The sequence below is a fragment of the Nocardia higoensis genome, from assembly GCF_015477835.1.
Lineage (GTDB): Bacteria > Actinomycetota > Actinomycetes > Mycobacteriales > Mycobacteriaceae > Nocardia > Nocardia higoensis_A.
In genome coordinates this window covers 148,192-161,523 of the sequence record NZ_JADLQN010000002.1, presented here as the reverse complement: position 1 = coordinate 161,523, position 13,332 = coordinate 148,192, and the positions used below count along the sequence as shown (strand labels likewise).

Here is a 13,332-nt window from a genome sequence, read left to right as displayed (position 1 = left end):
TGCCGAGACTGTCTACACGCTCGAATGCACATCGGAGCTCCTTCTCTCTACAACCGTAGAGTCATCCTCTACAGTTGTAGAGGATGACTTCGATCGGAGAACAGAGCGGGTGACAATATCCACAGCGGACCGGCGTTCCCGGATCGCGGACGCGGCCGTCTCGGTGATCGCCGAGCACGGGCTGCGCGCGCTCACGCATCGCGCCCTCGACAATGCCCTCGACCTGCCGCCCGGCTCGGTGTCCTACTACTTCCGCACCAGGGCCGCCCTGCTCATGGCGGTCACCGACCGGATAACGGAACGCTCACGCACAGAATTCGAGGCCGCGGATCTCGGCCTCGACGGCGCGGACGCCGAGCCGTCCACCACCGAGGTGACGCGCGGCGTCGCCGCATGGCTGGACCGGCTGCTGCGCACCCGGCGGGCGGACCTGCTCGCCCGGCACACGCTGATCGTCGACGGCCACACCGACCAACAGGTGCGCGACCGGCTGGCAGGCGCCCTGTTCTCGGTGGAGCGGGCGCGAGAGCTGTTCTCGGCATGGGGAATCGAGGATCGGCGGGCGGCCGAGGACTTCGTTGCCATGCTCGAGGGCGCGGTGTTCGACCGGTTCGCCGGTAGGCGCCGCGCGCTGGCGCCCGGCACGGCCGACAGCGTCGAACAACTCTCCGGCCTCATCGGAAACTACCTGCGCGGTCTCCGAACTCGGTGACGCGGCGCCGAATCGGCAAGTAGCGCCGCCGATCAGCAATCAGCGCCGAATCAGCCGATGTGAGAGCAGCAAGCGCGGATCAATCAGCGGGCCAGCCGAGTTCGGAATAGATCTCGCCGGTGAGCGCGCCACGGATGCCCGCGGCCGGGTAGGCGATGATGTCCTCCGGCAACGCGTCGAGCGGGAACCAGCGCAGCTCGTAGCACTTGCCGGGCTCCCGATTCTCCGGCTCGCCCGCCCAGCGCCGCGCCTGGAAGAACAGCCCGAGCCGATCGGGCCTGCCCACGTCGACGACATGGGCGGTGTGCACCAGCCGCAACTCGGCCGGGTCGATGCGCACACCGATCTCCTCGAAAGCCTCCCGCACCGCACCGGCTCTCGCCGACTCGCCCTCCTCCAGCTTCCCGGCGGGCAGATGCCAGAGACCGTCGAACTCGTCGCCGCTACGCCGCCTGCTCAACAGCACCGACCGATCGCGCATCAGCAGGACGTGCACATCGACGAAGTGCTGGACGCTCATTCGGAAACTCCTCGCCTGGGGCGGATCGACGCCGCCACGGTATGCGAAGCCCGACCTGCTTCCCTCCGCGGCGACAAGGCGCTCCGGCTCAGTTCGCGCTGAGGACCAGGCCCGAGGTGGGGACGCCGGTGCCCGCGGTGACCAGGATGTTCTCCAGCGCGTCGACCTGGTTGACCGACGTGCCGCGGATCTGACGGACCGCTTCGGTGATGCCGTTCATGCCGTGGATGTAGGCCTCGCCGAGCTGGCCGCCGTGGGTGTTGAGCGGCAGGCGGCCGCCGATCTCGATGGCGCCGTCGGCGATGAAGTCCTTGGCTTCGCCGCGGGCGCAGAAGCCGAGTTCCTCGAGCTGCATGAGGACGAAGGGGGTGAAGTGGTCGTAGAGGATGGCGGCCTGCATGTCCTGCGGGCCGAGACCGCTCTGCGCCCAGAGTTGTTCGCCGACCAGGCCCATCTCCGGCAGACCGGTGAGCGCGTCGCGGTAGTAGCTGGTCATGACGTACTGGTCGGCGCCGCTGCCCTGGGCCGCGCCCGCGATCACCGCGGGACGGTGGGGCAGGTCGCGGGCGCGTTCGACGCTGGTCACCACGATCGCCACACCGCCGTCGGACTCCTGGCAGCAGTCGAGCAGGTGCAGCGGCTCGGCGATCCACCGGGAGTTCTGATGGTCGTCGAGGGTGATCGGCTTGCCGTAGAAGAAGGCGTCGGGATTGACGGCGGCGTGCTTGCGGTCGGCGACGGCGATGCGGCCGAAATCCGCGCTGGTGGCGCCGTAGACGTGCATGTAGCGGCGGGCGACCATCGCCACCTGCGCGGCGGGTGTGCCCAGGCCGTGCGGGTAGGACCAGCCCGCGTCGATGCCCGAGGAGGTGGGCGCGGTCGCCAGGGCGGTGGAGAACTGGCCGAAGCGCGACACCGAGCGTTCGTTGAAGGCGCGGTAGGCGACGACCACGTCGGCGACTCCGGTGGCCACCGCCATCGCGGCCTGCTGGACGGTCGCGCAGGCCGCGCCGCCGCCGTAGCCGATGTGGCTGAAGAACCTCAGCTGCGGAATACCGGTGGCGCGGGCGACGGCGGCCTGGGTGTTGTTGTCCATGGTGAACGTGGTCAGGCCGTCCACGTCGGCGGGGGTCAATCCCGCGTCGGCGAGCGCGGCGGTGACCGCCTCGGCGGCCAAGCGCAGTTCACTACGGCCGGACTCCTTGGAGAAGTCGGTCGCGCCGATCCCCACGATGGCGGCGCGGCGGCTCAGCGGTCGCTGTTCACTCATCACTGCCTCCGGCTCACTCATGACTGCCTCCGGCGAAACCGTTGTTGACGGCGATGACCGCGGTCGCCGTGATGTGGTCGCCGAGGCTGTCGCGGCCCATGACGGCGATGGTCAGGTCGCCACCGGAGATCTCGGTGACGGTGCCGGTGAGGGTCAGGGTGTCGCCCGCGTAGAGCGGGACGCCCAGCCGCAGGGCGATGGACTTCACGATGGCGCGCGGACCCGCCCAGTCGGTGACGAAGCGCTGCACCAGACCGGTGTCGGTGAGGATGTTGACGAAGATGTCCTTCGATCCACGCGCGACCGCCTTGTCGCGGTCGTGGTGCACATCCTGGAAATCGCGGGTGGCCAGCGCCGTGCTGATCACGAAGGTGGGATCGGCGTGGATCACCAGCTCGGGCAGGGCCGTGCCCACCTCGACGCCGGTGGGAAACGGCGACACCGCAGTGGTCGGGGTCATGAGCTCACCTTCCAGTAGGGCAGCGTGGCGTCGTCGTCGAGCTGTTCGAAGCCGACCTCGACCGCCAGCCCGACCCGCACGTCCGCGGGATCGATGCCGCGCAGTTCACCGAGCATCCGCACGCCTTCGTCCAGTTCGACCAGGGCGACGACGAACGGCAGCTGCCGCCCCGGCACCTTCGGCGCGTGGTGCACCACGTAGCTGAAGACGGTGCCCCGGCCGGTGGCCACGACATAGTCGGTCTGCTCGGACTTGTCCTTCCAGATCGCCGGGACAGGCGGGTGCCGCAGCGAGCCGTCGGGCAGCTTCTGGATGCGCAGTTCGCCGAGTTTCGTTCCTTCCCAGAAGAACTCGGTGTCGTGCGAGACCAGCGGTTTGACGCGATCCCCGGCGGGCTTGTCCTTCGCCTCCGGCGGCGGCTGCGCGGCCGCTGTCTCGGGCGCGAATTTCAGGATGCGGAACAACATCTCGGTGACCAGTTCGTCGCCGACGTACCAGCAGGTGCGGTAGGTGACGAACCAGCCCTCGCCCAGGCCGGTGCGTTTGGGGCCGGTGCAGGAGTCGAGCTTGCTGGTCACGGTGACCTGCTCGCCGGGCACCAGGTAGCGGTGGTAGATCTGCTCGCAGTTGGTGCCCACCACCGAGGTGTAGCCCGCGGCGTCGAGCAGGTCGTTGGTGGCGGTCATCGGGTCGTCGGGCGGGCGGACGCCGTTGAGTCCGAGCATGGTCCACACCTGGGCCATCGCGGGCGGGGCGACGATGCCGGGGTGGCCGGCGGCGCGGGCGGCCGCGTCGTCGACGTAGATCGGGTTGGTGTCGCCGATCGCCTCCACCCAGTTGTTGATCATGGGCTGGTTGACCGGGTCGCGCGCCAGGCGCGGCGCGGACTCCCCCGCCGCGATGATCTTCTCGGCGGCGGCCGCGATGTCCTCCGGCGTTGCGGTTTCCGGCACGCGCACGGCTCCTTCTTGTCGAATGCTTCGGTGTGCTGCTGTGTTGTCCAGCCGCGTAGGTGCTGCCGCTGGGGCGAAACGCCGGGGTGGGAGCCCGGCGTTCAGCGCGGCACGCGCGGCAGGTTCAGCCCGGCGGTGGCGACCAGTTCACGCATGACCTCGTTGACGCCGCCGCCGAAGGTGACCACCAGGTTCTGTTTGGTGCGCCGGTCCAGCCAGCCCATCAGCTCGGCGGTCGCGGGATCGGCCGGGTCGCCGAAGCGGCCCACCACTTCCTCGACCAGCCTGCCCGCCTCCTGCAGCGATTCGGTGGAGAACACCTTGGTCGCCGAGGCGTCGGCGATGACCTGCGCCTGGTCGGCGTCGGCGCGTTCGGCGGTGCCCGCGACCTGCCAGTTCAGCAGTTCGTTGCGCCGCACCATCGAGTGCACCTTGGCCAGTGCCCGGCGCACGTCCGGTTCGGCGAGCGCGCCCTGACTCTTCGCCCAGTCGCGCATCCGGTCGTAGAGCTGCTCGATCTTGCCGGACGGACCCAGCCCGACCCGCTCGTGATTGAGCTGGGTGGTGATCAGCCGCCAGCCCCGGTTCTCCTCGCCGACGAGCATGTTCGCGGGCACGCGCACATTGTCGAAATAGGTGGCGTTGGTGTGGTGGGCGCCGTCGCAGGTGATGATCGGCGTCCAGGAGTAGCCGGGGTCGGAGGTGTCCACGATCAGGATGGTGATCCCGCGGTGACGCGACTCCACGGTGCCGGTGCGGCAGGCCAGCCAGACGTAGTCGGCTTCGTGCGCGCCGGTGGTGAAGATCTTCTGGCCGTTGACGATCCAGTCGCCGCTGCTGTCGCGGACCGCGCTGGTGCGCAGCGCGGCAAGATCGGTGCCGGCCTCCGGCTCGGAGTAGCCGATCGCGAAGTGGATGTCGCCGCTGAGGATGCCGGGCAGGAACTTCTGCTTCTGCTCCTCGGTGCCGTAGGTCTGCAGGGTGGGGCCGACGGTCAGCAGCGTCACCAGCGGCAGCGGCACATCGGCGCGCACCGCCTCGTTGTAGAAGATCTGCTGTTCGACCGGACCGAAGCCCTGCCCGCCGAACTCCTTGGGCCAGCCCACGCCGAGCCAGCCGTCGCTGCCCATCCGGCGCACCACCGCGCGGTAGGCGTCGCCGTGGCGGTTGATCGCCATCTCCGCCTCTTCCTCGGGCGTGACGAGATCGGCGAAGTAGGAACGCAATTCGTCGCGCAGCGCACGCTGCTCGGCGGTCAGATCGATGAACATCTTGCTCCTAGACGGTCCAGGCGCAGCGACTCACCGCCGAGCCAGCGGACGAGATCCTTGGCCTGTGAGTAGTAGCGGTGCATCGGATGGGTGATGTCGACGCCGAGCCCGCCGTGCAGGTGGTGACACTTCTGCATGGCGGCGGGCAGCTCGGCGGTCACGGTATAGGCCAGCACGTCGAGGTCGTCGTCGACACGCGCGCGATGGTCCTGATCGTCTGCTCCCGGCGTGGGCTGCGCGGCCGCGACCTGCGCGAGCGCCCAGGTCGCCGAGGCGGCGACCGCGTGCAGGGTGCGCGAGACCACGTACAGGTCGGCGACCTGCTGGGCGACGGCTTGGAATTCGGCCAGCGGCCGGTTGAACTGGCGCCGGGTGCGCAGATGCTCGGCGGTGAGCTTCAACGCGCCCTCGAGCAATCCGTCGGCCGCCGAGCCGATCGCCGCGACCGCGTACCGGTGCAGGTCGGCCAGATCGCCCGGCAGCAGACGCTCCGCCGGGATCTGCACGTTGTCCAGCCGCACGGTGGCCTCGGGCAGGCCGCCGGAGGCCGGGGAGGCGGTGCGGGTCAGCCCCGGTGCGTCGCCGTCGACCAGCGCGATGCCCGCGTCGGTGGGGATCAGCAGCCAGCGAGCCTCGTCGGCGTAGGGCACGGCGATCTTGTGCCCGCTCACCCGGACCACGTCCCCGTCGGCGACCGCGGTGGTCTTCGGTGAGGTGGTGAACGGGTCGCCGGGTTCGCTGAGCGCGGCGGTGAGGATCGCGCCCTGGGCGATCGCCGGATAGACGACCTCGGCGACCGCATCCGGCAGCATCGGCAGCAATGGCAACAGGCCGAAACCGAGCGTGGGCAGCGCGGGCACGGCGACGGCGTCGGTGGCGAGCTCGGTGAGCAGCACCGAGATCTCCGGCAATCCCATGTCGTCGCCGCCGAAGCGTTCCGGCAGCGCGAGGACGAGCAGACCGGTCTCGACGAGGCTGGGCCACAGCCCGAAGTCGCGTGCCTGTTCTCGTTCGAGCAGGCCGACGACGACTTCGGCCACGGCGTCCTGGCCCTCGTCCCTGGTGAAATCCACGGTTGTTCTCCCAGTTGACTTGTGCGGCTAGCCGACCGCGTCGCGGGGCAGCCCGAGAATCCGCTCGGCGGCGACGGTGAGCAGGATCTGCTCGGTGCCACCGGCGATGGACAGGCAGCGGGTGAGCAGGAATTCGGTGACCTCGGCGGTCTCCTGCGCGCCCAGTGGACCCGAGCTCTCCACCGCGAACTCCGCCACCGCCTGCCGATGGCGCACCCCGACCAGCTTGCGCACGCTGCTCTGCGCGCCCGCGTCACCGCCGGCGAGCACGGTGAGCGCCGCGCGCTGTTCGAGCAGCAGTCCGCCGATGGCCTCGGCGACGAAGCCGCCGAGCCGGTCGGCGATCAGCTCCGAGCCGGGACCTGTGCTGGGCAGCTTGGCGATCAGCTCCTCGAGCGCGCGGCCGATCCCGTTGCCGCCCATGGCGATCCGTTCGGCGGACAGCGTGGAGCGAGCGATCTTCCAGCCGTTGTTCAGCGCGCCGACCACACAGTCGTCGGGCACGAAGACGTCGTCGAGGAAGACTTCGCTGAACCGCGCCTCACCGGTGATCTGCACCAGCGGGCGCACTTGCAGCCCTTCGCTGCGCATGTCCACCAGGAAGTAGCTGATACCGCGATGCTTGGGCGCCTCGGGATCGGTGCGCGCCAGGCAGATCCCCCAGTTGGCGCGATCCCCCAGCGAGGTCCACACCTTCTGACCGCGCAGCCGCCAGCCGCCCTCGACCTTGGTCGCGGTGGTACGCAGTGCGGCCAGATCCGAGCCGGCCTCGGGTTCGCTGAACAGCTGACACCAGACGACCTCGCCGCGCAGCGTCGGCCAGGCGAACCGGTCGATCTGCTCCTGGGTGCCGTGCTGGAGCAGAGTGGGCACCGCCCAGCCGCCGATCGCCAGATCGGGAGCGGTCAGGCCCGCGCGGCGCAGTTCCTCGGAGATCATCAAGCCGGTCATCGGGTCGGCCGCGCGACCGTAGGGGCGCGGCCAGTGCGGCATGACGAAACCGGCGTCGACCATGGCGTCGCGCTGCTGGTCGGCGGGCAGCGCGGCGATCGCGGCGACTTCTTCGGCCAGGCCGGTGGCGGCGGTGCCGTCGACCTCGACGCCGTCGGCGGCGAGCACCCGGTCGGCGCCGGTGGTGCGCCGGTGGCCGGCCCGCGTGAGTTCGGTGACCCTGGCCCGCCAGCGCGGACCACCGCCGAGCAGCTGGCGCAGCGCGGTGGCCCGGCGCAGGTAGAAGTGGGCGTCGTGCTCCCAGGTGAAGCCGATGCCGCCGAGCACCTGGATGCAGTCCTTGGCGGTCTCCACGGCCGCGTCCAGCGCGATGGCCGCCGCGATCGAGGCGGCGATCGGCAGTTCCTCGCCGCCCTCGTCCACCGCGGCGGCGGCGTCGAGCGCGACGGCGCGGATGAGCTCGGTGCGGCACAGCATCCAGGCGCAGATGTGCTTGACAGCCTGGAAGGAACCGATCTTGCGGCCGAACTGCTCGCGCACCTTCGCGTACTCGACGGCGGTGTCCAGACACCAGCCCGCCAGCCCGGCCAGTTCGGCGACGGCCAGCACCACCAGCAGATCCTCGACCGGATGCGGCGAGGTGAACACCTGATCCTCGGCGACCGGGGTCTGCGCGCAGTGCACGCGGGCCAGCGGGACGCTCGGATCGGTGGGAGTCAGCGCTTCGATGCGCAGGCCGGGCGCGTCCGGCGGCAGCAGGCACCAGCGCACTCCCCCGGGTGCCTCCGACGCGCGAATCGGCAGCAGAACGGCGGTACCGGGCTCAGCGCCGAGCACCTGCGGCCAGCTACCGGTCAGGGTGCCCGCCCCCGGTCCGGGCGAAAGTTCGTTGCCGCCGACGAGATCGGCGGCGGTAGGGTCGACGGCGACCCCGCAGGGCTGGTCTTCGGCGAGCGCGCCCGCGGTGACCAGGTTCGCCAGCGCGGTGGTCAGCACCGGTCCACCGACCAGATCGTGGGCGGCCTGCTCGAGCAGCACCGCCAGGTCGGCGACCGTCGCGCCCGCGCCGCCCGCCTCCTCGGCGACCGCGACGCGGAACACCCCGAGATCGGCGAGGGCGGGCCAGTACCCGCGCCAGAACCCGGTCGGCTCGGCCCGCATTGTTGCAATCGGACGGACCGAACCGGCCCACCCGCGCATCGACTCCTGGACGGCTTTATGCTCGTCAGTGGTGGCGATGGTCACAGTCCATACCGCCCTTCCCGGCGTGACTCCCACACCTAGAACATGTTCTAATATCCGTGCCGGTGTCAAGTCAAGAGAGGGCCTGCGACCGGCACGACTCCGGCGCGACGGCGTCGGCCAGGCAGCCGAAACCACCATTGGCGGAAAGGACTCACATCCCATGGCCAGCCCCTCCCGACCACAGCCCGCCGCATCTCGTCCCGCGACGGTCACCACGTTGAGCGAGGACGAGCTGAGTTCGGCTGCGCAGCGGGAGCGCCGCAAGCGGATCCTGGACGCGACGCTGGCGCTGGCCTCCAAGGGCGGCTACGACGCGGTGCAGATGCGCGCGGTCGCCGAGCGCGCCGACGTCGCCGTGGGCACGCTGTATCGCTACTTCCCTTCCAAGGTGCATCTGCTCGTCTCGGCACTGGCACGCGAATTCGAGCAGTTCGAGGGCAAGCGCAAGCCGCTGCCCGGGGCGTCGCCGCACGAGCGCATGCATCTGCTGCTGACCCAGATCACCCGGATGATGCAGCGCGACCCGCTGCTCACCGAGGCGATGACCAGAGCCTTCATGTTCGCCGACGCGTCGGCGGCCGCCGAGGTCGATCGGGTGGGCAAGGTGATGGACCGGGTGTTCGCCCGCGCCATGAACGACGGCGAGCCCGACGACCGCCAGTTGGCCATCGCCCGCGTCATCAGCGACGTGTGGCTGTCGAATCTTGTGGCTTGGCTCACCCGCCGCGCCTCGGCCACCGACGTCAGCGATAGGCTGGAGCTGACCGTCGATCTACTACTCGGCGATCAGAGGTAGCCAGGGCGAGCGGTTCCACCACGAGGTTACCCGCCGGTTACTTGTGCGTTAACCGGCCGAATCGGTTGATCTGGGCTGTCTATCGAGCGCACACCGACCGGCGCGATGTGGTGCGGCAAATTCAACACAGTATTGTTCTGCCCGCCCGTGAAACATCCCCCTCCGATCATTAGGTTGGATGCGTGAGCGCACAGGATCTGCCACAAGAACTTCGCCGTGCACTGTCGACGGTCGCGCGCGAACCGAGACTGCTGGTCGCCTCGGACTACGACGGAACGCTCGCCCCGATCGTCTCCGACCCGTCCAAGGCGACTCCCCACTGGGAGTCGGTGAGCGCGCTACGCGCCCTCGCCGGCCTGACCGGCACCACCGCCGCCGTCATCTCCGGGCGCGCGTTACGCGACCTGGCGGCGCTCTCGCGTCTACCCGTCGAAGTCCAGCTGATCGGCAGCCACGGTTCGGAATTCGACATCGGCTTCGTGCACGCGATCGACGCCGATGCCAAACAGCTGCTGCGCGAGGTCTACGGGGTGCTCGGCGAGATCTCCGCCGACAACCCGGGCACCACCATCGAGGTCAAGCCGGCCAGCATCGCGCTGCATGTGCGCAATGCCGCGCCGGAGATCGCCCGCCGCGCGCTGGACGCCGCGCGGCTCGGACCGGCGCGCTGGGTCGGCGTGCAGGTCACCGAGGGTAAAGCGGTCATCGAGCTGGCCGTCATCAACACCGACAAGGGCACCGCACTCGACACCGTCCGCCATCAGCACGGCGCGACCGCCGCGGTGTTCTTCGGCGACGACGTCACCGACGAGAAAGCCTTCCGGGCGCTGTCCGGCCCCGACATCGGCATCAAGGTCGGCGATGGCGAGAGCCTGGCGAAGTACCGGGTCGACAGCACCGAAGCCGTCTCCCGCGCGCTGGCCTATCTGCTCGAGGAGCGACGCACCTGGCTGGCGGGCGCCAGCGCGCCGCGCATCGAGCGGCTCACCATGCTGGCCAGCCCGCGCTCGGTCGCGCTGCTGACCCCCGACGCCACCGTCACCTGGTTCTGCCACCCCGAGCCCGATTCGGCGGCGGTGTTCGCCCATCTGCTCGGTGGACCACAGGCCGGGCATTTCAGCGTCGCGCCGCAGCGTCCCGGGCTGCCGCTGTCGCAGCGCTATGTCGACGGCACGATGACCGTCGAAACACGTTGGGCCAGTTTGCAGGTCACCGATTACCTGCCCCACGACGTCGCTCCCACCCGCACCGACCTGACCCGCGTGATCACCGGTCACGCCAAGGCCGTGGTCACCTTCGCCCCCCGTCCGGAATTCGGTCAGGTGCCGGTGAGTATCGAGGCCGTCGACGGCGGTCTGCGGGTGCGCGGCACCAATGATCCGATGGTGCTGCGTTCGCGCGGGGTGCGCTGGACGATCGAGAACGAGGGCAACCACGACGTCGCCACCGCGGTGGTCGATCCGTCCGAGGGCCCGGTCATGCTCGAACTGCGTTGCGGAACCAGCGATCTGGAGCCGTCCAGGACCAGCGAGGCCGAGCGCAGGCGGATCGCCGAGGCCTATTGGCGGGACTGGGCCGCCACCCTGGATCTGCCGCCGCTGAAGCCGGACCTGATGAAGCGTTCGGCACTCACCCTGCGCGGGCTGGTCCACGCACCGTCGGGTTCCATCCTGGCCGCGGCCACCACCTCGCTGCCCGAGGACATCGGCGGCGTGCGCAACTGGGACTATCGCTACTGCTGGCTGCGCGACGCCGCGCTCACCGCGCAGGCCCTCGTCACGCTGGGCTCACTGGAAGAAGCCGATCAGTTCCTCGGCTGGGTGCACCGGGTGCTCGAGACCATCCCCGGCCCTGAACGACTGCATCCGCTCTACACGATCTACGGCGAAACCCTGCCGCCGGAGGCCGTGATCGACCAGCTGCCCGGATACGCGGGTTCGCGCCCGGTGCGTGTCGGCAACGCGGCGAACATGCAGGTGCAGCTCGACGTCTTCGGCCCCATCGTCGACCTGATCTCGGCGCTGGCGCACGCGCGCGAGAAGAAGGGCGTCACCGCCCCGAGCGCCGTCCTGCCCGACGCGGACTGGGAGCTCGTGTGCGCGATGGTCTCGGCCGTCCAGCGACGCTGGACCGAGCCCGACCACGGCATCTGGGAAATCCGCGGCAACCCGCGCCATCACGTGTACTCGAAGGTCATGGGCTGGCTGACCATCGACCGCGCGCTCACCCTGGCCAAGCGCTTCGATCGCGATGCCGACCCGGCGTGGGAGTCGCTGCGCGACACCATCGCCGACGAGGTCAAGGCCAAGGGCTGGAACGATGACGTGCAGTCCTACACCGCGGCCTACGACGGCACCGATCTGGACGCGGCGACCCTGCACATCGGTCTGTCCGGCCTGATCGATCCCTCCGATCCGCGCTTCGCCGCCACCGTGGTGGCCACCGAGGCCGAGCTGCGCAGCGGTTCCACGGTCTACCGGTACCACCACGACGACGGCCTGCCCGGCGGCGAGGGCGGGTTCCATCTGTGCGCGGCCTGGCTGGTCGAGGCGTATCTGCTGATCGGCAAGCGCTCCGACGCCGAAGCGCTGTTCGCCCAGCTGGTGGACGTGGCGGGCCCGACCGGTCTGCTCAGCGAGGAGTACGACCCGGTCGCCGAGCGCTCGCTGGGCAACCACCCGCAGGCCTACAGCCACCTCGGCCTGCTGCGTTGCGCCCAGTTGCTCTCCCAGCCGGTGCAGGCGCTCGTCTGAGCCCTCGCCTCGACTGTTCGTCCCACTGCGGCGGCCCCGTGACCACACTCGTCGGTCACGGGGCCGTCGGCGTCGAACCGGTGTCACCGAGTCCACGCCTGTCCGTGAGCGCCGGTGTCGTGCGGCCGCAGCCGCAACCTCCGGTGGCTTCGAGCACAACCTCGGCAACCGGTCGCGACACGACCAGCCCGATGCGCTACCGTTTATGGTAATCGTTTCCGTTTTTGGCTTGCCGTGAGTGGAGTACCCAGCGTGACCAAGAAGATTGCCCGGTTCGCGGGCACGGCGAGCAGTGCCGTGGCCGTCGCCGCCCTGACGATCGCGGCTGCGACCGCGTGCACCACCGATGCGGCCGATTCCGGCCGGATCAGCGTGGTCGCCTCCACGAATGTGTGGGGCGACATCGCCGCCACGGTCGCCGGCCCCGACGCCGAGGTCACCGCACTGATCTCCGATCCCGGCGCCGATCCGCATTCCTTCGAGGTCACCGCCGTCCAGGCCGCCCAGATCTCCGACGCCGACCTGATCGTCTACAACGGTGGGCACTACGACGAGTTCATCGCCGAGGCCATCGAGGGGAAGAACAAGCCCACGGTCGAGGCCGTCGCCATCGCCGGCGGCGCGGCGGGTGACACCGCCGCGGGCGAGGAACACGGCGAGCACGCGCACTCCGGAGAACCCGATCACGCCGACGAAGCGGGACACGCCGGTGAAGCGGGACACGGCAGCGAAACCGAGCACGATCACAGCAACGAACACGTCTGGTACGACACCCACGTCACGGGCGAGGTCGCCGAGCGCATCGCCGAGTCCCTGGGCGAACTCGACCCCGAGAACGCCGCCGCCTACGCGGGCCGCGCCGCCGCTTTCGCCGGTGGTCTGGCCGCTGTCGAGGAGATCACCGGCCGGATCGCCGCCACGCGTCCGGGACAGCCGGTACTGCAGACCGAGCCGCTGGCCTCCTACCTGGTGTCGGCCGCGGGCGCCGAGGACCGCACCCCGCCCGAATTCCAGGAAGCGATCGAGCAGGGTACCGATCCCGCACCGGCCGCCGTGGCCGCCGTACGCGAGCTGATCGCGAGCGGTCAGGTGCGCGCGCTGGTCTACAACGTGCAGACCGAGGACAAGACCACCAAGGATGTCCGGGCTGCCGCCGAGGCCGCGGGCATCCCCGTTGTCGAGGTGACCGAAACCCTGCCCGAGGGCCTGGATTACATTCGGTGGCAGACCCGCAACGCCGAGGCACTGGCCACCGCCCTGTCGCGGTAGTCGCCGGACCGTGCCCCGCACGACCCGTCCCACCCCTGTCCACAGCATTCCGCCTGGGA

11 protein-coding genes are annotated in these 13,332 nt (G+C 69.9%); 4 read left to right on the top strand and 7 right to left on the bottom strand.

The genetic code is table 11. The features are described from left to right. The first annotated feature begins 109 nt into the window (after positions 1–109). On the top strand, positions 110–712 hold the full coding sequence (locus tag IU449_RS14840; RefSeq protein WP_324188259.1) for a TetR/AcrR family transcriptional regulator: 603 nt from the start codon (positions 110–112) through the stop codon (positions 710–712). Between the two features lie 79 nt (positions 713–791). Here IU449_RS14840 and IU449_RS14835 read toward each other — a convergent pair whose 3' ends face one another. The 7 genes from IU449_RS14835 to IU449_RS14805 all read right to left on the bottom strand — a co-directional run bounded on the left by IU449_RS14835 (position 792) and on the right by IU449_RS14805 (position 8,455). Then, the gene (locus IU449_RS14835; RefSeq protein WP_195002699.1) at positions 792–1,232 is read right to left on the bottom strand and encodes an NUDIX hydrolase; all 441 of its coding nucleotides are present in this window, start codon (positions 1,230–1,232) and stop codon (positions 792–794) included. Positions 1,233–1,320: 88 nt separating this feature from the next. After that, a complete protein-coding gene (locus tag IU449_RS14830) occupies positions 1,321–2,502 on the bottom strand; it encodes a lipid-transfer protein (RefSeq protein WP_195002698.1) in 1,182 nt (393 codons plus the stop codon). Between the two features lie 13 nt (positions 2,503–2,515). After that, positions 2,516–2,962, bottom strand: a complete 447-nt coding sequence (locus IU449_RS14825) for a MaoC family dehydratase (protein ID WP_195002697.1) — start codon at positions 2,960–2,962, stop codon at positions 2,516–2,518. Then, positions 2,959–3,915, bottom strand: a complete 957-nt coding sequence (locus tag IU449_RS14820; protein ID WP_195002696.1) for a bifunctional MaoC family dehydratase N-terminal/OB-fold nucleic acid binding domain-containing protein — start codon at positions 3,913–3,915, stop codon at positions 2,959–2,961. The genes IU449_RS14825 and IU449_RS14820 overlap by 4 nt, the downstream gene beginning before the upstream one ends. Positions 3,916–4,016: 101 nt before the next feature. Next, positions 4,017–5,186, bottom strand: a complete 1,170-nt coding sequence (locus IU449_RS14815) for an acyl-CoA dehydrogenase family protein (RefSeq protein ID WP_195002695.1) — start codon at positions 5,184–5,186, stop codon at positions 4,017–4,019. Beyond that, positions 5,171–6,259 (bottom strand): acyl-CoA dehydrogenase family protein, encoded by a 1,089-nt coding sequence (locus IU449_RS14810; RefSeq protein ID WP_195002694.1) that lies wholly within the window; start codon positions 6,257–6,259, stop codon positions 5,171–5,173. The genes IU449_RS14815 and IU449_RS14810 overlap by 16 nt, the downstream gene beginning before the upstream one ends. 27 nt (positions 6,260–6,286) lie before the next feature. Continuing rightward, a complete protein-coding gene (locus IU449_RS14805; RefSeq protein ID WP_195002693.1) occupies positions 6,287–8,455 on the bottom strand; it encodes an acyl-CoA dehydrogenase family protein in 2,169 nt (722 codons plus the stop codon). A gap of 160 nt (positions 8,456–8,615) precedes the next feature. Here IU449_RS14805 and kstR point away from each other — a divergent pair, with 160 nt between their 5' ends. From kstR to IU449_RS14790, 3 genes are all read left to right on the top strand, one after another. Further along, positions 8,616–9,251, top strand: a complete 636-nt coding sequence (gene kstR / locus IU449_RS14800) for a cholesterol catabolism transcriptional regulator KstR (protein WP_195002692.1) — start codon at positions 8,616–8,618, stop codon at positions 9,249–9,251. Positions 9,252–9,433: 182 nt separating this feature from the next. After that, on the top strand, positions 9,434–12,004 hold the full coding sequence (otsB, locus tag IU449_RS14795; protein WP_195002691.1) for a trehalose-phosphatase: 2,571 nt from the start codon (positions 9,434–9,436) through the stop codon (positions 12,002–12,004). Positions 12,005–12,256: 252 nt separating this feature from the next. Further along, on the top strand, positions 12,257–13,273 hold the full coding sequence (locus IU449_RS14790; protein WP_324188258.1) for a metal ABC transporter solute-binding protein, Zn/Mn family: 1,017 nt from the start codon (positions 12,257–12,259) through the stop codon (positions 13,271–13,273). The last annotated feature ends 59 nt before the right edge of the window (positions 13,274–13,332 follow it).